We start from the raw sequence: 20,508 nt of genomic DNA on the forward strand, positions 1-20,508 counted from the left end.
GTAATTATTTTTACTTTCAACTCTCTCTTTTAAATATTTAACTATATTAATCATGGAAAAATCATTTAAAAATATCTTAAGCCTTAATAGGTGCCCCTTCAGAATTGTGCTTTTTTATTTCCACTATTTCTGTCATTTTATCGAATTCAGCTTTCTTCTCCATATTTTTAAAAGCTGTAGATAGCATTAATTTTATTCTATTCAACTGATTAACTTCACTGGCACCAGGATCATAATCAATAGCTGCTATATTTGCATAAGTATACCTTCTCTTAAGCTCTTTTATCATTCCCTTCCCCGTTACATGATTAGGAAGACAAGCAAAAGGCTGCATGCATACGATATTTTCCGTTCCACTTTCTATAAGCTCTACCATTTCAGCTGTTAAGAACCAGCCCTCTCCAGTTTGATTACCAATGGACACTATGCCATTAACTCCTGCTGCAAGTTCACTTATTGCCTTAGGATGTTCAAATCTCTTGCTGCTTTTTAAAGCTTTTTTCATATCCTTTCTGTAGAATTCAATGGCACTTATTACTACATTACTGATGAGTTTAGCTTTTCTAGTACCAGATAAATATCTCTGTTTGTAATTTTCATCATAAGCACAATACAGTAAAAAGTCTATTAAATCCGGCATCACAGCCTCCCCGCCTTCACTTTCAACAATATCAATTATATTGTTGTTTGCTGCTGGCAGGAATTTTACCAATATCTCTCCCACAAGTCCTATTTTAGGCTTTTTAACATCTTCTATTGCCAAATTGTCAAAATCTTTAACTATATTCCTCACGTTATTCTTAAATACTTTGTGGTTTCCAGACATAGTAGATTCTTTACACTTTTTTACCCACTTATTATAAAGTTCATTTGCAGAACCCTTTATTTTTTCATAAGGCCTTACTCTATATAAGACTCTCATAAGTAAATCACCATATACAAGAGCTATAGCACATTTATTTAACATAGACATAGAATACTTAAATCCAGGATTTGATTCAAGTCCCTGGGCGCTTACCGCAATAACCGGCATGTCAGTATAGCCTGCGTCCTTAAGTGCTTTTCTGATAAATCCAATGTAGTTTGTAGCTCTGCAGCCACCACCAGTTTGTGAAATCAAAGCAGAAGTTTTCTTTAAATCATACTTGCCAGACTTTAAAGCCGATATTATTTGTCCAACTACAATTATTGATGGATAACATGCATCATTATTAACATATTTTAATCCTTCATCTACTGCCTTTTTATCATCATTAGGCAGCATAACCAACTTATAACCCGAAGCATTCATAGCTGCTTCCAAAAACTGAAAATGTACTGGAGACATCTGCGGACAAAGTATTGTATGCGTATCCTTCATTTCTTCTGTAAATAAAACCTTTTTCTTCATATCAGCAATACGCTCTGATTTTATTCCACTCTTTTCTCTTTCTTCCATAGCCGCTCTTAGAGAACGAATTCTTATTCTCACTGCACCTAAATTATTTCCCTCATCAATCTTTATGGAAGTATATACCTTTTTATAATTATTCAATATCTCTTCCACCTGATCAGTGGTTACCGCATCAAGTCCACAGCCAAAGGAATTAAGCTGTATAAGTTCCAAATTATTTTGTTCTGCTGCGAAACTGGCAGCTGCATAAAGCCTTGAATGATAAACCCATTGATCTACTACTCTAAGTGGCCTTTCAACTTTTCCTAAATGTGCCACTGCATCTTCTGTAAGTACTGCCATACCATAACTGGTTATAAGATCAGGAATACCATGATTTATTTCTGGATCTATATGGTAAGGTCTTCCCCCTAAAATTACGCCTTTTCTTCCCGTGTCCTTAAGATATTGAATTACTTCATTACCTTTATTTTTTATGTCTTCTTTATATTTTAAAAGCTCATCATTGGCATCTTCTACTGCTTTATTTATTTCTCTTTTCGATATATTAAATTCTATTAATTCTTCATAAAGTCTTTCCTTAAGCCTTTTAACATTATCAAAAGGTAAGAAAGGATTTTTAAATAATATCTCCCCACTTCTAAGCACATCAATATTATTTTTAAGTACTTCTGCATAAGAAGTTACTATTGGACAGTTATAATGATTATCCGCCCCCTGCTGCTCTTTCTGCTCATAAGGAAGACAAGGATAGAATATAAATTTAATTCCCTTATTAATAAGACTCACTACATGTCCATGAGTAAGCTTAGCAGGATAGCAAACTGATTCTGATGGTATAGTATCTATGCCCATTTCATAAATATCCTTAGAGGATCTAGGTGATAACTCTACTCTAAAACCTAAATTTGTAAAGAAAGTATGCCAAAATGGATAATTTTCATACATATTTAAAACTCTAGGTATTCCAACTATTCCTCTTTTTGCCTCTTCTTTACTTAAAGCTTTATAATTAAAGTTTCTCCTATATTTGTAATCATATAAATTGGGTATATCATTTCTCTTTTGAGCCTGACCTGCTCCTCTTTCACACCTATTTCCAGTTATATATTGCCTTCCATCTGAAAATTTACTTACAGTAAGCATACAGTTGTTTCCGCAAAGTCCACATCTTCTCATATCAACATTTGCACTAAAATTATCAATTTCCTCTAAATTAAGTAGTGTAGTAGAATAATCTTCTTCATATCTTTCCTTTGCAATAATAGCACAACCAAAAGCTCCCATAAGTCCTGCAATATCTGGTCTAACAGCTTCTCTTTCAGATATAAGTTCAAAACTTCTAAGTACTGCGTCATTATAGAAGGTACCACCCTGTACTATTATTTTTTCCCCAAGTTCTTTAGGGTTTCTTATTTTAATGACCTTTAAAAGAGCATTTTTTATTACTGAGTAAGAAAGTCCTGCTGAAATATCTCCTACTTTTGCTCCTTCCTTCTGAGATTGTTTAACTCTAGAGTTCATAAATACTGTACATCTTGATCCAAGATCTACAGGATTTTTAGCCATAAGAGCAGACGCAGCAAAATCTTTAACATCCATATTAAGAGATTTTGCAAAAGTCTCAATAAAGGAACCACAACCTGAAGAGCAGGCTTCATTTAGTAATATACTGTTTATTACACCATCCTTTACTCTTAGACATTTCATATCCTGACCACCTATGTCAAGTATAAAATCTACTCCTGGTAAAAAGAATTCTGATGCTTTATAATGTGCAACCGTTTCAACTTCACCAATATCAACTTTTAAAGCTGCCTTTATAAGTCCCTCACCATAACCTGTAACTGCAGAATTAACAATCTTAGCCCCATCTGGTATCTTTGAGTATATGTCTTTGAGTATTTTTATAGTAAGCTTCAGTGGACTCCCCTCATTACTTCCATAAAATGAGTATAAGAGTTCACCATTTTCTGAAAGTAAAGCTGCTTTAGTAGTAGTAGATCCAGCATCAATTCCTAAAAAACATTTGCCCTTATAACTGCTCAATTCTCTTCTCTTTATATTATGACCCTCATGCCTTTTTTTGAATTCGCTAAGTTCTTCATTATCTAAAAATAAAGGTCTAAGTCTCTCAATTTCATTTACTGAATCGTCCTTTAAAACAGCTAATCTTTCTTTAAGGTTTTCAAATTCTAAAGTTTCTTCCTTTTCAGAAGCCAAAGCTGCTCCCAATGCAACAAACAACTGAGAATTTTCAGGAAATATTATTTCATCCTCTCTAAGCTTTAAGGTTTCAATAAATCTTTTTCTAAGTTCTGAAAGAAAATATAACGGACCTCCTAAAAAGGCTACATTTCCCTTAATAGGTTTCCCACAAGCTAACCCACTTATAGTCTGATTTACCACCGCCTGAAATATGGATGCTGCAATATCCTCTTTTGCTGCGCCCTCATTTAATAGAGGTTGTACATCAGTTTTTGCAAATACTCCACATCGTGCTGCTATAGGATATATATTTCTATGCTTTGAAGCCAATTCATTTAAACCTTTAGCATCAGTTTTCAATAAGGTGGCCATCTGATCAATAAATGCACCGGTTCCCCCTGCACAGGTTCCATTCATTCTTTGATCTACACTTCCCACAAAATATGTTATCTTAGCATCTTCTCCACCAAGTTCAATAGCCACATCTGTTTCAGGAATTAATTTTTCTATAGTATTTGTACATGAAATTACCTCCTGTATAAAAGGTATATCCAGCCATTTTGAAACAGATAATCCACCAGAACCAGTTACCATAATTGTAATTTCATTATCCTTATATATGCCATAGGCCTCATCCAAAAGTTTTACTATGGTATTCTTAATATCTGAAAAATGTCTTTCATATTTACTATAAACTATTTTACTATTATTATTCAAAACAACCAATTTAACTGTAGTAGAACCTACATCTAAACCTAAATGCAATATTTCTCTCATAATTACCTTCCCATTTCATAATTATAATATTGTCCCACTATAGGGCTTACTTAACAACTAAAGTAAAAATGTGAATACTCTATTTCAATAATTAATTGATAAGACTAATGATTATTATAGCATAAACTCTTCAATATAGACTAGTTTTTTAATTGCCATAATTTATAACAGTTGATCCATATAACAACTGAATATCCACAATATATTGATTTCTATTTAATATTTATCACAATATATTGTAATCTAGTTTATAGTATATCAATTTTTCATATAAAAATCTAACTAATTTATTCTCTATATATAATAAATCACTACCACCCACCTGTTTATAGTATATATTTGAATAATATACATAGTAACTATTACAAAATTTGGTATAAACTCCATACAAAATAAATATTTAATGAATACTTTTCAATATTACGGATATAAATTAAATAGATATTTTAATTAAATTCAACAGATTGGATGAGGAGGAGTTAACATGAACTACTTTAAAGAAGCAAACAATTTCTATAATAGAAAAGATTACATAAGTGCATTAAATCTATATCAAAAATCCATAGAAGTTAAGCAAAATGAAGCGGCTTCTTTTTATAATTGGGCTGTTTGCCTAATAAAACTTAAATCCTATGAGAAAGCAATTCCCTTGTTAAAAAAAGCTTTAATTTTAAAACAAGATAGTCGATACTTCTTTAATTTAGGTTATTGCCACGCTATGCTTAAAAATAAAAGAAAGGCTTTAATCTATTTTAATACCGCTTGGTCCTTAGACAACCAAGATGCAGATTGTGAAAAAGCTATAAATATGATCACCAACTCTTATAAAAAAGATATAATATAAGAAAGTTTCGAACCAACTTGAAAGTTTCTGCTCATTAACCAGTGAAAGCTTCAACATCGCTTCTCTGGTTGAAAGTGAAAGATTTGGCTAAAGCCAAAAGTAAAGGATATTTTTTCTCCGCTTACGCTGCAAAAAAATTTAAAAACAAAAAATAACTAACTTACATAAAGATTAGTTATTAAAAAGTTTCTTGGGCGGCAGCCCGTTTGTTATCAGTAATCTTACATTGAAAATAATGTTTTCGATTAATCAAAAATAGAAGCATCTAAATGGTGTCTTATATATGGTCCGTAGAACTAATGGTATTAGCTTAATATGAAATCTTAAGTTTACAACATTGACCCTACTGGTATTGAATAGCCATTAATGACTACTGATAATTACTTTTATTTTCAAAGCTTTTTTCGTAGTGTAACGGAGAAAAAGCATCATTCACTATTCACTCCGTGAATTCTTTCACTTTTAATCGAGGCGAAGCCAGATTAAATCTTTCACCTTGACGCACCAGCGGCAATCTTTCACTTTTTCACCGCGTCAGCCGGGTGAAAAGCTTTCACTTGTCAATGAGCAAAATCACCATTTATTAGTTTGTTCAATCTTTATAGTTAGTTCGCCTTTTCTCACCATTCTCCAATAATCACTATAATTAAGTAAGGTTTGTTATGCGTTGATACTCCTTGTTTTTAATATATTAATTATATATATTATATTATGTTTTTAATGCTTTTAAAAAATATCAGTACGTTTTTAGTACGCCATAACAATTAAAATATTGTACTAAAATACTTCATGTATTCTATTGATACGGTGGCAATTTTAAATCTTGCCACCGTAATTTTTTATATCCTTTACCTACCTTTAATAGCTCTATGTAATAACTTATTTTTTATTCTTTTACTATAGCTATTATTTATATATATAATAATGTAGCTTTTTTTTGGTTAGCATACCAACTAAAGTTTTCATAAAGCAAATAAAGGAGTAACTATATATAAGCTACTCCGTTTTATTTATGTATTAATTTGTTGGTGTAAGAGTTACTTGATTTAAGTTGCTAATTACAATTGTATTATAGTCCTCTAAATCTACCGTAACTTCTTTAACCCCATCAGTCCCTAAAATTTTATTTACTTTTGTCATTCCATCTTTGTTATAAACCGCAAGATTTCCACTTCCTTTAGATGAAGTAGCAATATATGTTCCTTTAGCAATATCTTCTCCAACAGCCCATGTTCCAGTATAAAGCTGTATACTTTGACTTGTTGTGTCAGATGACGATACTACTGGTTCAAAATGTACTTTATTTATTCCATATAATTGTATTCTGTCTTCATTTGTAATCTTTGTTCTAATTTTTGTGACACACATTCCTCTATCCATACCTAATGTTTCACTTATATTTACCTTTCCTTTGTTGTCTTCAATTGTACAATTTCCCCGGCCATCTACAGGTGTTATATCATATAATCCTGCCTGTATATTTTTCCCTCCAAAGAATGTTCCAGCTCCTAAATCCATAGCTTTCCCTGCTATTTGTCTTTGCTTTAGTGTTGCAGATTGTCGCAGCTTTTGGATGCTATTGTTTGAGGTATTAGATTTGTTTTCATTAAAACTAGAAGTTGATTTGCCATAAACATTCATACCTATAACAATAATAATTATTACTATTAGGCAAATCCAAATTTTTTTAAAGATAATTTTCTTCATTTTATCACTCATCATTATCCCTCCTGTTAAAAATCATTCTTCAATTGTAACAAATTGTTCACTAATTGGCAACAAATGAATAAGACTATATTATTTACCAATCATCATAAATAATTTCAATTTTTCATTGTCTCTTTTTTTATATAAACAATTGAAAAATAAAAACATTTACAACATAGTAATATTGCAATTTTCTATTTCCCAACTATCAATTTTAGATGTACTATGCGGTACATCTATTTTTCATGTAAAATATTGTAATTTACAAATTACTATAGTATAATGTTTTTAACTATTATTACTAGTTACTTTTCAACTCCATTTAAAAGATGTACCTTTGTGGTGCATCTTTTTTATTTTATAAAATGTGGAAATACTGTTTAATCCAAGGTATAATTAGTACATGCATTAATACGGACTGGTAAAATATGATGAAACAAAAATTATTTATATAATTGGTGGTGTGAAAAAATGTCAATAGTTTTGTCACTTCAAGGTTGTATGGCTGTTGGTAAAACAACTGCTGTGAATTATATTGGAAGAAATTCTCCATATGTGCATATAAGTTATGAGTTAAATGATGATGTAGTTGATGAAATTAAAAGCAAAAATTTAGATAAAAATAAATTCTCTGATTATATTGAAATTCAAAAATTATGGATAACTAAAGAAATAGTACGTTGGGAAAAAGCTCAAAAATATAAATGTTCTCTAATGGATTTTGGTGCAGAAGAAATTGAGTTTTATACATTAAATTATCCCAAATCAATGGGGTTTGATTGGGATGTAGAGTCTAATTTAAAAAATGAATTATATAGATTACATCAATGCTTGCCTAATCGAATATTGTTTTTAGACGCAAGTGAAGATGTCCTAAGAGTTCATAAAGAAAATGATAATACAAGAAGTAGAGATTTTTTTGAACATCATTTAGCGAATCTTTTGCCATTAAAAAAGAAATGGTTTTTAAATAAAGAAAATGCAGACTTTTTGAACGTTGATAATTTAAATCCTGAAGAAGTTGCAATAGCAGTTAAAAAGTGGATTGATGATTATTTAAAAGTATTTATGCCTAATATTATTGATGAGTATAATCTGTAACTATACGTAGTTCGAAATATTCTAATAGGACGACTTAAATATCATAAAATTTGAATACATTCCAAATATCTGTTAATAATTTAGATGAATCTCTTTTTACTTATTCTTTAAGGTGCATCCCTTATTGTGGTGCATCTTTTTTATTCTATAAAATGTGGAAATACTGTTTAATTGAAGGTATAATTATAAATAATACTATTTGTGAGGTGTTTTTAATGAAAAGAAAGCCAAATAAGTTTTTGAGTATTGGATTATTTATTGCTGGAATAGCTTTATTTCTAAAAAATTCATCTATACCTTTGCCAGATTTTATTGATGGGTTACTTTTAGGAAGCGGAATAGGCCTTGAGTTAATTGGCATTTATTCTATGAATTATGATATTTCAAAATTTAGGAATTATAAGAGAAATCTGTTAAACAAATGCTTAAATAAATAATATAACTTATTTAATATTGAATACATTTTATATGCATTAATAATCTAACTACAATGAAAATTCTTCGCTTAATCTCCTTTATAAAATGATGAAAGGTACACTGGACAATCGGTGTACCTTTTTACTGCTTATATATATTAAAATATAATTTAATTTTCTAAAGGAGTAACTATATAAGCTACTCCTTTTTCTTCTTTAAATAATTTCTTATATCTTTTTCAGAATTTCCAACTGATTTAATAGCCGTAAATAACTCATCTTCCGTACATTGCAATAATTTACACCACAAATTTGTTTCCCATGGTGCTTCGATATTTATTCTTGACTTATCTAGGGTTTCTTTTGTTTTTGGGTTATCGGACATTATTTTCACACCTCCTATTTCAAAGCCTCTACTTTGTAATTCATTATATTCTATAATAGTTATTATTTTATTTCGCAGTTAAAAATTATTTGTAAATTTTAATTTCATAAATAAAGCTCTAACATATGTCAATAATTGAAATGGACTTAAATTTTCCAATCACTTTCCTTTTTTAAGGTGTAGTTCTTAGAGCTACATCTATTTTAATTATGTATAGATTATATCTTTATGGCAAATATTACCATTGAAATATTATTATAAATACAAAGATATCCTTATTTAATACATTTCAAATATCTATCGACAATTTAACTTCAATGAGAATTCTACATGGAATCTCATTTATAAAATATTGAAAGGCACGCTGAATGATGGTGTATCTTTTTTACTGCCTGTACATATAATATAGTGTAGGATGCGGCTACGACATATTCCTCCTTTGTTTTGATAATATCTCACTATTAGGGTTTATTGTTTCTTGTGTTAATTTCATTTCAAGATGTGCCTTTGTGGTGCATCTTTTTTAGTATTGCATAAATTAAAAATATCTGTAAATAATATACCTATAATGAAACTTTTTTCATTAAACCTCATTATAAAGTTTTTCTAAGTTTACCAACCAAAGAAAGGTACACAGTGCTAAAAGTGTACCTTTTTACTATTCCCACATATATTATAACTGAGCATTGTATCTATAAAATTACTCTCTATAATTACTTTTTAAGATGTGCTTTTGTGGTGCATCTTTTTACAGTGTATTGAATAGTTTATATAGATATTCTAATAATCATAAAGGAATAATTTACATGTTTAATAAAAACTCAATTACAAATAATACATAGCGAAATAAATTTAATGGAGGTATAGGCATGAGAAAACTTTCTGAAGCAGAGGTTTTGTCTTTAACAGGCGTATTAACAATGGAGAAAGATGGTTTGGCAGTAGCGAGAACTATGAAAGCTCTTATTACTGATGAAGAAATAAAAAAGCAAGCTGAGACTGGTATATTAGCTGCTGAAGGCAGAATAAAGGGTATACAACAGTTTATTAACGAAAATCATGTAATAGAAACTAAGGAGGTACAATAATATGCCATCATTATTAGAGAATATTACAAGAAAAACTTCATCAATAAATGATGAAGTTATAACTAATAGCATGCTTGCTTCTGCAACAGCTTCTGCAAATATGTATCTTAATGCAGCCCTAACAAGCTCAACTCCAGAATTAAGGGCAATGTATTCATCTAGTTTAAGTCAGATTATTACTGGGCACTCTATACTCACAGATCTTGTTATAAAGAATGGCTGGGCACAACCATATAATGCACCAGTGCAACAATTATCTAGTTCCTATGAAAAAGCAACAAATGTGCTTCAAGCAAAGTAATAAATATTTAAAATATAGTTAGCTAATATTATTATACTTTTTTTAATATCATTCCTTTCAAGATGTGGTTCATTAGAGCTGCATCTTTTTTATGTAAAGCAATTGAAATTTGAAAACATTTACAGTATAATTATATTGTGGTTTAACACTCCACAACTATCTATTTAAGATGTATCAAAAGATGCATCTGTTTTTTATGTAAAAAAATAAAGACTAGAGCAGTTTTACCCACCCTAGACTTTATAATATATTAAGAATTCTACATAGACAATATTTATTATGTCTAATTATTTTTGTAATATACTATTTATTTTTGTACTGTATCTATTTTTCATTTTGTAAATAAAATCTGGAAATACTGTTTAATCCAAGTTATAATTAGTACATGTATTAATACGGACTGGTATTTTATTGTCGTAATATTTACTACTAAACATAATAAAATGGGTTTAATAATATTAGTTTTAATGTTTCTATAGCTAAATAAATTTATATACTAAGGAGATAATTTAAATGAGTGAAAAGTTAATTGGAATTTTAGCTGGAATGGGTCCAAGGTCAACAGCACCATTTATTGATTTAGTTATTGATCAATGTCAATCTCAATATGGAGCAAAATATGATGAGGAGTTTCCAAAAATGATGATATATTCCTTGCCTACTCCATTTTATATTGGCCGTCCAATAGATCATCAACTTATGAAAAAAACTATAATTGAAGGATTACAAAAGCTTGAGTCAATTGGTGTAAGTTTTATTGCAATGCCATGTAATTCAGCACATATATATTTTAAAGAATTGAGAGAATCAATTAATGTCAATTTATTAAATATTGTAGAAGAGACCATTAAAAAATTACCTATAGTTTCACAAAAGGTAACTCTATTTTCAACAAGTTCAACATTTGAATCTACAATTTATCAAAAAGGTATAATAGATGGTGGTCATGAATTTATTTTTAAAGATGAATGGCAAACAAAATTAAATAATCTTATTCAAAATATAAAAATAGATAAAGAGAATCAAGAGAATATTGATATTTGGAATGAACTTATCAATGATGTAAAAAATGAATCTATTGAAAATATAGTGATAGCTTGTACTGATTTAAATGTAGTCTTAGAAAAGACACATCCTTCAATCAATATTATTGATTCATCAAAATGTTTAGCTGAATCAGTTGTTAATAAATATTTAGAATTAGTCAAATAAAGTTAGTTCATTATATTCTTATTAAACGAACTAAATATCATAAATCCCTAAAGATTGAATACATTCCAAATATCTGCCAATAATCTACCTACAATGATTTTTCTCAATCGTTGAACCTTATATATAATATAAAAAAATAAATATACATTATTTAGTATTTTGTATTTATTATTGAAAATATAGTAAATTTATTTTTATAAATATTAATATTGACTTTTATTATATAAATGGTATAATTACGTTAAAGAATTCATAATATAAGTACAGTACAAGGTGAATGAACTTGAGGAATTACTTCTTATTTAAGAAGAATGAACTCAAGGGATTACACCTTTTATTTTTAAGAACCATATTTAAGATAATCATAAGCTGCTGCTAATTTTTTCACAGTGGACTTAGACTTTTTCATATAATTTTCATCCCTATAAATTTTTTTAAGATAGTCCTCTAATTCCTCTATAGATATATATTCTATATTAACCAAAACATTCGATAACTGCTTAGGTATATGTGTTGGATAAGACTTTTCAATTTCTTTAATAGAATAATATTTTTTATGTTTATCAGCATAATTCTTATCATTAGTTGTTATTGTTACATCACTTATCGAATTGATAATATGCCACTCTTTAGGTAAACTATCTATACTAATATTTAAGCCTTTTACATATTTATGAACTGGAAGATATGTTTTCCCAGCGATGCTCCTTATATTTTTAAAGGTTTTATCAAGTAATTTTTTATTCATTAAATAAGGTTTGTTATTAAAAATAATATCTTCAATAATACACATAATATCATAAGAATCAAAACCCATTTCTGATATAACTTCTAAGTTTCCAAAGTAAATTCCTACTTGATCATCTTTTATGTTGGGATTATTTACATTTCCAACTAATATATTATTAGTTTGGTGTTAGAATAAAAATAGTACAAGAGAAATTGAGAAAGTTCCTAATAAGTTTTAGAATAAATATAAGAGATGGGGGAACTTAATCATGAAAAAACAACATGACAAGCAGTTCAAAGAAGATGCTGTAAAATATTACATGGATCATAAAGAACTTGGAGTAAGAGGTTGTGCTCAAAACCTTGATATAGGTGGTAGCACTTTGTCAAAGTGGATTAGAGATTCTAAAAGCGAAAATGGTATTCAAGTTCGAGGTTCAGGTAATTATGCCAGTGATGAACAAAAGGAAATTGCACGATTAAAGCGTGAACTTCGTGATACAAAGGATGCTCTTGATGTATTAAAAAAAGCCATAAGCATTCTGGGAAAGTGACAGAAGCAATATATCTTGAAGTCCAAGATAAATGTGAAGACCTCAAGTGGAAACGCCAAGTTTCTGTCAACGGAATGCTTCGTATATTAGGCGTTTCACGTTCAGGGTATAATTCATGGCTGCATCGCCTACCTTCAAATCAACAAAAGAGAAAAGAAATTGTAAAGGAAAAAATTAAGGAAGTCTATGACCAATCCCACCAAAATTATGGTGCTCCTAAAATCACAAAAGAAATACGAAAAGCTGGTGAAAAAATATCAGAACGTACAGTTGGGAAATACATGAAGGAGCTTGGCATTAAAGCTCAATATGTAAAACCATATACCATTACTACAAAGGATTCTGATTTAAGCAGCAAACTAGAAAACGTTCTAAATGAGCAATTTAATCCATCTGCACCAAACGCAGTATGGTGCACAGATATTACATATCTTTGGACTAATGCAGGTTTTGTATACCTTACAAGCATCATGGATTTATACTCTCGAAGAATTATAGCTTGGACGCTTACTGAAACTTTAGCTGTTTCATGTGTTATTGACACAATTAATAAAGCTAAGAAAAATAGAAAACTTGCTAAACCAGTTATTATACACAGTGACAGGGGCAGTCAGTACGTATCAAAAGAATATCAAAAGGCTGCTTCAAAAATGATACTTAGTTATTCCAAGAAAGCTTTTCCATGGGATAATGCATGTATTGAATCTTTCCACGCAATTATTAAACGTGAATGGATAAATCGTTTTAGAATTAAAAATTATCGTCATGCTTATATTCTTGTATTTGAATACATTGAAACGTTTTATAATACCACAAGAATTCATAGTCACTGCAATTATATGTCACCAAATGAGTTTGAAAAAACATATGAAAAAGTCAAGGAACTTAGTATGTCAATGGCAAGTTAAAATATGGAAGTTAATTAGAACTTTCTCATTTTAATTTGTACTTTTTATTGACATAGCACCACCCAAACTCTAGTACTAAAATGCTTACCTTTAAAGTTATTGTCAATTATTTCTTTAACATCCTTTAACTTTGCATTATAACTATAAAAGTTATAAGTATTTTTCACAGTACTATTTAAAATATCATTCATAACATTTTCAGTAAACTTAGCCTGACCACTTGAAAAATTATTTATCATCTTAGAGAGCCTTAAATATTCTTTATTTCTGTCATTTTTAGACATTTTCATTAAATTATCTGCTATGATATAAATAAGCATTATTTTTGCCAATTCAGAAAGTAATTCATCTCTATTTTGCTTTTGATTTTTATAAATTTCTTTCAATTGTTGATTAGCTTCATCATAAAGGCTTTGTATAAACTCAAATTCCTGATCAGCACTGTAATTATCCATTTCCATTCACCAAATTATCTAAATTATCATGTGGTAATGATTCAGCTTCTTCTTTTTTCACCTTTTCTGCCTCAGCAACTTTATTATTGATAAAACTAAATAATCCTCTTGCAGTATCTTTAGAAATCACTCCTTCTGGAGTCTGTGAAAGCATTTGTGCTGTACTCAAATCATCTATAGGAATATTTGGAGTATACAATGCTTTTATATCTTTATAGTCATAGCCTTTATTTTTCTTAATATTTAAATATAGACACAAAAATCTAAGTCTATTTTTAACTATATTCTTATGGGCCTTTTCTTCTAACTCACATTTATTCTCCAAAGCAATTAACCTAGATCTTAGCGCAATACCACTCAAATTACTTACCATACTTTCGTTATGATTAATGTGACAAGCAATTTGGTACATAGTATCTATATATCTGTCTAAAGTATTTTGAATAAATGTATCATTAATATTTTTAATTAGCCACTGTATAGTGCTATCTTTATTTTTAGCTTCAAGTACTCCAAGTTGCTTCATTTCTGGAATTTTGTTAGAATCAACTGTACAACCAGTAAATATTAAATATGCATTTCTAAAATCACTTATTTCATTACCAATATCAGATAAATTAGTTTCAAAAGCATCTTGAAGTCCTTTAATATCATTGTATAAACTATCATGATATTCTTCTAACGTAAGTTTTCCAATGCTTACAGGTACTTCTCCAAACATATTCTCTGTTGGAACAGCTATTTGATTAAATTTACTATCAAAATGGTAAATATAATCTGCAGTATAAACATCAATATAAGTTACTGTAGTCTCAAAATCATTTTTAAATGCATGTATAAAAAATAAAGCCTTGCCTGAAGCATCTGTATAAGCATATCCCTCAGTAGGTTTTATAATTTTACTACAAAAATCAGCATTTTCATCAACATAATATATTTCATACACTTTAGTAAAGATTAATAGATATTTCATTAAATCACTATCATGCAATTCATCCCAGTGAGCAGTATAATACTCAATATCTTTAACAATATTTTCATTGTCACTTCTAGATTCATATGTTATTGCATTACCTACAGTATAGGAAACCTCTTCCTTAATAAATTTTTTAATATAGTTTACATTTATTTTTAGATTAGATCTCTCCGTGACAAACTTATACTTTCTCATAGCATCAGTATCACCTTTATAATACCTATACATTTTATGGTATATGTGTTTATACGCATTATATGTCCCATAAACTTTTTTAACCAATGCCAACTGTTCTGGATCATTTAAATCCAGTGCTGCCTGTTTGCCAAATAGCTTTTTTACTAAATCACTTAACTTCAACTCAAATCACCTCCTATAAACCGAATTTTCTTCTATCTAGTATATTTACTTTCTCAACTACTTCTATATTTTCAATTCTGTTATTAAATTCTGCAGTTATATCAGGTGCGTCATCGTGAACAGAGTATTTTTGACCCCTAAAATCTAATATCTGATCCGTAAATTCTGAATCTTCCTCAGCAAAAATAATTTGACCTTTATTCATATAAGGAATGATAGTAGAAATCTTGTCATCCTTATTTTTTTTCTGTGCTTCATTTATAATTTCAATATTTCTATACTTAAGAACGTTATCTTTATTAATTTTTAGTTCAAGCTGGTTCGCATCAGCACCATTAAAGGTATTTTTTTCAATATATACATGAGTTGCATCCGGATATTCCTTTAATAGTTTAATAGCGTGGTCAATATATTTATCAAAATCAGTTCTTGCATTTATTTTTGCAAGTTCAGCTCTTCTTGCATACTTTAAATTATTATCAGCTTGGGACCCAATTAAAAAAGCACTGTAATCAGATTTCCCATTTGTAGTACTGGCCGGATCTATTAAAAGCATGGTTTTTATAAAATTATGAGTTTCATTTTCACTTCTTGGATATGTAGCAACAGTTTTAAACCATTTTTCCCCAATACTATCAACATCACTTTGTACCTCTTGTTTGAAACTTGTTGGATTTTCATAATATGATAACGCATAGTCTAAACAATCCCAAAATTCGCTCCACAATAAAGGATATTTCATTTCAGTTTCATGATCCCAATAAAATTCCTTGGCATCTGCTAAATGATTTTTATTTTTAAAGTTAAAAAGGATGTCTTTAAACTTTTTCCACAACCCAGTGTTAAAATAATGGTCCAATCCATTATTTTTCTGGCCTTTTTCATCTGTAAAATCATCAATCAAAACACCTTTTTCAATTCTAAACTCCCATGTAGGTTGTTTTATAAGTCTAGAGTAAAAATCTTCCTTATGCTGTAATGTTCCTAGAGCCAACAAAGTTGTTCCCTTTTTAATAGTTTTTCCATTACGGATAACAGCTTTCTGAACTGCATATTTAACATCATCACTGAATCTTTTCCATTTCTTCTCCCTGGCTTCTTCAGTCCTAACATCATCTTCACTTTGGTAGTCATCAAGAATAATTAAATCTGGTCGACTGTTACCATATTTACGTCCCCTCATGGGAGAACTTGAAGATATAGCTTCTATAAAGGTTTTATTAGTAAATTCAAGCTGTGTAGAGTTACAAACATACCTTTTATCCTTATCATCCAGCAGTATACCAAAGGCTTTTTCAAGATATTTGTTTTCAAGAAAAGTATTTTTGATATCTTTAATGAATTTCTCTGCCGTAGTTCCTATATCAGAACAAATCAAAGTATATGTTTTTAATTTATAAGCATGACACCAACAAGCAGCGGCAAATGTACCAAAAGCACTTTTTCCGGTACCTCTGGGAAGTATTCTACCGATTTGGTTATTACCATTACCTATAATAGATTCCTGAATATCTTGCCAAATCTCTCTATGAACATCGGCTATCGGAGCTGCTGCATTATCCTCTTTTACCAAAAAAGTATCCTGGAGAAAATACATACTGAAAAACTCAAGGCTCATTTTTCCAAGTTGCCATGCGAGGCCGTGATAGCCAAATAAGTTAGAGCTGTTCTCAAGTATTAATTTATCAGCTGCATCTTCATCAAATCCAACTTCAAGAAGGTATTTATATAATAAAAAAGTATTCTGCTCTTCTTCATCAACGATATCTTCCATATCTTCGTTTTCTAACATCAGGCATCATCCTTTTTATTGCTATGGAACCAATGTCCTATAGAATTAGCCAATGCTAGTAATATAAAGAATGTCATCCAAGGATGCTGCGTACACCAGTTATACATTTACTTCACACTCCTTATTTTTGAATATAGAAAAAGCACCAGTATTTCTACCAGTGCTTAGTGATAAGGGGTACCATATATGTCTACAGTACTCTTCAATATTACTCTTTTATTCTATTTTTGTAAATATTTATTACATTTTTCTACAATATATTATATAAAAAGACACATAGAATTAACCAAGTGCCTTTTTATATATTAGTTACATAAATGGAGAAAGAAGCTACACTTACATAATATCTAATTATTATTAATATTTAATTTGCAAATTATGTATATATATTAAATACAAGTTAATAAATTTTAAATATAATAGATCCCTATATTGCTATAAGTCTCCTCTGTCTTAAACGCAACAAAACACCAACATTTCTGCTGGTGCTCCGTTTTAGATTGTGAGGTTTTTTATAATAAATGTGCTATTTAATGTATAATCTTATGATATCTTATAAAAGTTAATATCATATTTAGATTCTGTAAACATTCATCGTTAATTAATTTATTTCTGAAACAACAAAAGCACCAGTATCTCTACCAGTGCCTCTCCTTATATTGTACATACACTAAAAGGGGTAATCTATATTTATATAATACTTATCCAATGTTACAGTTTTATCTCAGTTTTATGTCCATTACTTTAAATGCCAGTTAATAAATTTTGTACACAGGAAGATACATAAGCACTTATACATTTATTTCACCCGCTTTTTCTCCTTATACTTTTCATATATCTCTTTAAATATATATTTTTCTAAAAACTCACTAAGCCACATATAACTATCTCCTATTCCTCAATATTCCTCCAACGAATATTTGCAAAAATTAAAAACACATCCACAGCAGCATAGTTTCTTTTCAGCTCTGTTAGGACATGTTTTACAGTCTTTGTATTTATCTAAATCTCCTTGATTTGTTTCGGTATTAACTTTCATATTGCCTCCCTAGAATAAAAAAGAATTATGTTATTAGGCTATTAACATCAATAGTTAGTGATAATTAGTTCCTTGTATTTGCCTCTTGCTTTCTCATTCCTAGAAACAGAATAATTCACTTCAACTTCTTTTAAATTGAAATCTTTATACCATTCTCTTACTTGAAGGTTATCATTTATAGTTAAAATAAATTTACCCTCTATATTGCTTAACTTATCTCTAAGTAGTAAATGTTCTTTCTCTCCAAACTCATTACCATAGCCTGCAGTTTCAAAGTATGGAGGGTCTGCAAAGAAACAGGTATATTCTCTGTCATACTTATCTATTATTTTTTCAAAACTTAAATTTTCAACATATGTGTTTTTCAGCCTTTCCTTTAAATCATTTAAAGTTTCTGTATGAAATATCTGCTGTTTTGGTACTGCATTAGTTCCATATCCATAATTACCACACTTACTTCCAAAACTTTGAGTTATTAAATATAAAAACCTCACAGCTCTATTGATTTCTGTGAGGTTTTCTAAACTATAATTTTTATATTCTTCAAATATGTCTCTATCTGAGAATTCATACTGCAGCATTCTCTTAATTTCAGGTGCATGATATTTTATCATTCTGAATAAATTTATTAATTCTTTATCTATATCATTAATGACTTCAACCTTTGCAGGGTCTTTGCCAAAGTATACCCATCCTGCACCAAAGAATAATTCCACATAACAAACATGATCGGGTAACATATTTATTATGGTTTTTCTTAATTTACTTTTTCCTCCCATTCTATTAATAGGCGGCTTTAACATACTACCACTTCCTTATTTTGATATTGGGTTAATTACACACCGCCCGTCACACCAAAATAAAGAATTGTATACAAAGTACTTCATGTAGGTTCTTTTTATTTAAAAATTTAATTGCTAGATTTCTCAATATCTATTATGTTTATTTTAAAATTAATATTGTCAATACCAATTTTAAATAGAGCTTCTGTAAGCATATTTTTAATAATACTTTCAAGCATGTAATCGCTGTTATTATATTGATTCATCATAAATTCAAAACCATAATCTGTATTTCTTATTGACGTACTATTGGTATTATCAATAGTCATTATCATATTACTAATCATATTTGAAATACTATTACGTATATCATATGATAATTTTTCATTATTCTTTATAATTATTCTGATTAATTTTTTATTAAAATTTCTTGAATTGTTATATTTATTATTATTTTCTATTTTATTTTCTATTTTATCAAGTCTATCTAAAATGTATTTTACTGCATTGGCATCAATTGGCTCAGATTCTTTTATTTTTCCCAATATATTTTTTTCTTCTATAGTACTTTCCAGCGCTGAAAATATTGGATTATCAAGTGTATTACAGTCTATAATTTTTAAAGCTTCTACTTGCTTTTTTAACTCCTCTTTCAATTCCAATACTCCTTTAGAATCGTTTATATAAAATATAGTTCTTTCTGTAACAACATCAAATGGCAACTTCTTATCACCCTTTTCCATAATTGTTATAACAGGTTTTCTAAGTGCATGTCTAAAAGCTAATTCATACATTACATTTGGATTAAGCCCTGTTAAATTAGCAATAACTAAGTCTGCTTCATAAATGCTTGAAATGGCCTGTTTTCCTATTGATCCAGGCGTATATATTCTATGAGCCACATCAATTTTATAATCATTCTCTAACACAGGGAATATAGCTGAATCTATAATTCCCTCTATGTGCCTCCTCATAGGACTCCCTTCTTCGTCTATAGGGGTAACTATAAAACATTTTTTCTTTTTTTTAGTCTCTTCTGATTCATCGGGCATATAAAATTCTCCTTTTCCATAGTTTTCTTTAATATTCAACACAAAACTATAAGAATCCTCTTTTTAATGCCTGACTTTTTAAAATTTTGTAGAAAATGTGGAACCCATGGAGCGGCTCACCACGAAGTCGTGATTTAGAAGGATACCCCCTTTCACACATTAAAGTAATGAATTGCAAAAGTATCATATATCCATATTTCTATTTCTGCGAACTGCGTCAAATTAATATTTTATTTTATGTTACTTTTAAATATATATATATAAATATATAGTATAAAGTTAGTAATATAGCCATTTTCAGCGGTAACATTTTTGGTAACATTAAGGTAACATTTTATTAAATTTATGTTACCTTTTTTTATATTAATGCCATTGATGCCAATCATACCAACGGTTTATCAGCTTTATGAAAAATGTTACCTTTTCTTT

Annotated in this window: 18 protein-coding genes; 8 read left to right on the forward strand and 10 right to left on the reverse strand. The window is 29.2% G+C overall.

Annotated elements, in window-relative coordinates; translation table 11 throughout:
• Positions 1-76: 76 nt before the first annotated feature.
• A complete protein-coding gene (locus CLOPA_RS14740) occupies positions 77-4,378 on the reverse strand; it encodes a 2-hydroxyacyl-CoA dehydratase (RefSeq protein WP_015616231.1) in 4,302 nt (1,433 codons plus the stop codon).
• 484 nt (positions 4,379-4,862) lie between these two features.
• On the opposite strand from CLOPA_RS14740, the gene CLOPA_RS14745 reads away from it, so the two are divergent.
• Entirely contained in the window at positions 4,863-5,222 is a 360-nt protein-coding gene (locus CLOPA_RS14745; RefSeq protein WP_015616232.1) for a tetratricopeptide repeat protein, read from the forward strand.
• Between the two features lie 1,017 nt (positions 5,223-6,239).
• On the opposite strand, the gene CLOPA_RS14750 is transcribed toward CLOPA_RS14745, so the two are convergent.
• On the reverse strand, positions 6,240-6,941 hold the full coding sequence (locus tag CLOPA_RS14750; RefSeq protein WP_015616233.1) for a hypothetical protein: 702 nt from the start codon (positions 6,939-6,941) through the stop codon (positions 6,240-6,242).
• Positions 6,942-7,400: 459 nt separating this feature from the next.
• Here CLOPA_RS14750 and CLOPA_RS14755 point away from each other — a divergent pair, with 459 nt between their 5' ends.
• Both CLOPA_RS14755 and CLOPA_RS14760 read left to right on the forward strand, forming a co-directional pair.
• Positions 7,401-8,030, forward strand: coding sequence for a hypothetical protein (locus tag CLOPA_RS14755; RefSeq protein WP_015616234.1), 630 nt, complete (start codon positions 7,401-7,403; stop codon positions 8,028-8,030).
• A gap of 215 nt (positions 8,031-8,245) precedes the next feature.
• On the forward strand, positions 8,246-8,467 hold the full coding sequence (locus tag CLOPA_RS14760) for a hypothetical protein (RefSeq protein WP_015616235.1): 222 nt from the start codon (positions 8,246-8,248) through the stop codon (positions 8,465-8,467).
• A gap of 178 nt (positions 8,468-8,645) precedes the next feature.
• On the opposite strand, the gene CLOPA_RS14765 is transcribed toward CLOPA_RS14760, so the two are convergent.
• On the reverse strand, positions 8,646-8,831 hold the full coding sequence (locus tag CLOPA_RS14765; protein WP_015616236.1) for a DUF3606 domain-containing protein: 186 nt from the start codon (positions 8,829-8,831) through the stop codon (positions 8,646-8,648).
• 869 nt (positions 8,832-9,700) lie between these two features.
• Between CLOPA_RS14765 and CLOPA_RS14770 the strand changes: the two genes are divergently transcribed.
• The 3 genes from CLOPA_RS14770 (at position 9,701) to CLOPA_RS14780 (ending at position 11,432) form a co-directional block, all read left to right on the forward strand.
• Positions 9,701-9,919, forward strand: coding sequence for a hypothetical protein (locus CLOPA_RS14770; RefSeq protein ID WP_015616237.1), 219 nt, complete (start codon positions 9,701-9,703; stop codon positions 9,917-9,919).
• 1 nt (position 9,920) lies between these two features.
• A complete protein-coding gene (locus CLOPA_RS14775; RefSeq protein ID WP_015616238.1) occupies positions 9,921-10,220 on the forward strand; it encodes a spore coat protein in 300 nt (99 codons plus the stop codon).
• Between the two features lie 513 nt (positions 10,221-10,733).
• On the forward strand, positions 10,734-11,432 hold the full coding sequence (locus CLOPA_RS14780) for an aspartate/glutamate racemase family protein (protein WP_015616239.1): 699 nt from the start codon (positions 10,734-10,736) through the stop codon (positions 11,430-11,432).
• A gap of 340 nt (positions 11,433-11,772) precedes the next feature.
• On the opposite strand, the gene CLOPA_RS14785 is transcribed toward CLOPA_RS14780, so the two are convergent.
• Complete coding sequence (locus CLOPA_RS14785; protein WP_015616240.1) at positions 11,773-12,249, reverse strand: hypothetical protein; 477 nt, start codon at positions 12,247-12,249, stop codon at positions 11,773-11,775.
• A gap of 181 nt (positions 12,250-12,430) precedes the next feature.
• On the opposite strand from CLOPA_RS14785, the gene CLOPA_RS14790 reads away from it, so the two are divergent.
• The gene (locus CLOPA_RS14790) at positions 12,431-12,715 is read left to right on the forward strand and encodes a transposase (RefSeq protein ID WP_015616241.1); all 285 of its coding nucleotides are present in this window, start codon (positions 12,431-12,433) and stop codon (positions 12,713-12,715) included.
• Positions 12,712-13,623, forward strand: a complete 912-nt coding sequence (locus CLOPA_RS14795) for an IS3 family transposase (RefSeq protein ID WP_015616242.1) — start codon at positions 12,712-12,714, stop codon at positions 13,621-13,623. Before CLOPA_RS14790 ends, CLOPA_RS14795 begins: the two co-directional genes overlap by 4 nt.
• Positions 13,624-13,667: 44 nt before the next feature.
• Here the strand turns inward: CLOPA_RS14795 and CLOPA_RS14800 are convergent, their stop codons facing one another.
• The 6 genes from CLOPA_RS14800 to CLOPA_RS14820 all read right to left on the reverse strand — a co-directional run bounded on the left by CLOPA_RS14800 (position 13,668) and on the right by CLOPA_RS14820 (position 20,079).
• A complete protein-coding gene (locus CLOPA_RS14800) occupies positions 13,668-14,078 on the reverse strand; it encodes a hypothetical protein (RefSeq protein ID WP_015616243.1) in 411 nt (136 codons plus the stop codon).
• A complete protein-coding gene (locus CLOPA_RS14805; RefSeq protein ID WP_015616244.1) occupies positions 14,071-15,414 on the reverse strand; it encodes a phage portal protein in 1,344 nt (447 codons plus the stop codon). Before CLOPA_RS14805 ends, CLOPA_RS14800 begins: the two co-directional genes overlap by 8 nt.
• Before the next feature lie 13 nt (positions 15,415-15,427).
• Positions 15,428-17,206, reverse strand: coding sequence for a hypothetical protein (locus tag CLOPA_RS14810; RefSeq protein WP_015616245.1), 1,779 nt, complete (start codon positions 17,204-17,206; stop codon positions 15,428-15,430).
• Between the two features lie 898 nt (positions 17,207-18,104).
• Positions 18,105-18,245, reverse strand: coding sequence for a hypothetical protein (locus CLOPA_RS25170; protein ID WP_015616246.1), 141 nt, complete (start codon positions 18,243-18,245; stop codon positions 18,105-18,107).
• A 47-nt stretch (positions 18,246-18,292) separates the two neighbouring features.
• On the reverse strand, positions 18,293-19,048 hold the full coding sequence (locus CLOPA_RS14815) for a DNA adenine methylase (RefSeq protein WP_015616247.1): 756 nt from the start codon (positions 19,046-19,048) through the stop codon (positions 18,293-18,295).
• Positions 19,049-19,155: 107 nt separating this feature from the next.
• Positions 19,156-20,079: a hypothetical protein gene (locus tag CLOPA_RS14820; RefSeq protein ID WP_015616248.1), complete on the reverse strand. Its 924-nt coding sequence runs from the start codon at positions 20,077-20,079 to the stop codon at positions 19,156-19,158.
• Positions 20,080-20,508 lie beyond the last annotated feature (429 nt).

It is taken from the genome of Clostridium pasteurianum BC1 (assembly GCF_000389635.1).
Classification (GTDB): domain Bacteria; phylum Bacillota; class Clostridia; order Clostridiales; family Clostridiaceae; genus Clostridium_I; species Clostridium_I pasteurianum_A.

Excerpts from the sequence above, each read along its gene's own strand:
- CLOPA_RS14740 (WP_015616231.1), bottom strand. The coding sequence starts at position 4,378 with ATGAGAGAAATATTGCATTTAGGTTTAGATGTAGGTTCTACTACAGTT.
- CLOPA_RS14745 (WP_015616232.1), top strand. The coding sequence starts at position 4,863 with ATGAACTACTTTAAAGAAGCAAACAATTTCTATAATAGAAAAGATTAC.
- CLOPA_RS14750 (WP_015616233.1), bottom strand. The coding sequence starts at position 6,941 with ATGAGTGATAAAATGAAGAAAATTATCTTTAAAAAAATTTGGATTTGC.
- CLOPA_RS14755 (WP_015616234.1), top strand. The coding sequence starts at position 7,401 with ATGTCAATAGTTTTGTCACTTCAAGGTTGTATGGCTGTTGGTAAAACA.
- CLOPA_RS14760 (WP_015616235.1), top strand. The coding sequence starts at position 8,246 with ATGAAAAGAAAGCCAAATAAGTTTTTGAGTATTGGATTATTTATTGCT.
- CLOPA_RS14765 (WP_015616236.1), bottom strand. The coding sequence starts at position 8,831 with ATGTCCGATAACCCAAAAACAAAAGAAACCCTAGATAAGTCAAGAATA.
- CLOPA_RS14770 (WP_015616237.1), top strand. The coding sequence starts at position 9,701 with ATGAGAAAACTTTCTGAAGCAGAGGTTTTGTCTTTAACAGGCGTATTA.
- CLOPA_RS14775 (WP_015616238.1), top strand. The coding sequence starts at position 9,921 with ATGCCATCATTATTAGAGAATATTACAAGAAAAACTTCATCAATAAAT.
- CLOPA_RS14780 (WP_015616239.1), top strand. The coding sequence starts at position 10,734 with ATGAGTGAAAAGTTAATTGGAATTTTAGCTGGAATGGGTCCAAGGTCA.
- CLOPA_RS14785 (WP_015616240.1), bottom strand. The coding sequence starts at position 12,249 with ATGGGTTTTGATTCTTATGATATTATGTGTATTATTGAAGATATTATT.
- CLOPA_RS14790 (WP_015616241.1), top strand. The coding sequence starts at position 12,431 with ATGAAAAAACAACATGACAAGCAGTTCAAAGAAGATGCTGTAAAATAT.
- CLOPA_RS14800 (WP_015616243.1), bottom strand. The coding sequence starts at position 14,078 with ATGGATAATTACAGTGCTGATCAGGAATTTGAGTTTATACAAAGCCTT.
- CLOPA_RS14810 (WP_015616245.1), bottom strand. The coding sequence starts at position 17,206 with ATGTTAGAAAACGAAGATATGGAAGATATCGTTGATGAAGAAGAGCAG.
- CLOPA_RS25170 (WP_015616246.1), bottom strand. The coding sequence starts at position 18,245 with ATGAAAGTTAATACCGAAACAAATCAAGGAGATTTAGATAAATACAAA.
- CLOPA_RS14815 (WP_015616247.1), bottom strand. The coding sequence starts at position 19,048 with ATGTTAAAGCCGCCTATTAATAGAATGGGAGGAAAAAGTAAATTAAGA.
- CLOPA_RS14820 (WP_015616248.1), bottom strand. The coding sequence starts at position 20,079 with ATGCCCGATGAATCAGAAGAGACTAAAAAAAAGAAAAAATGTTTTATA.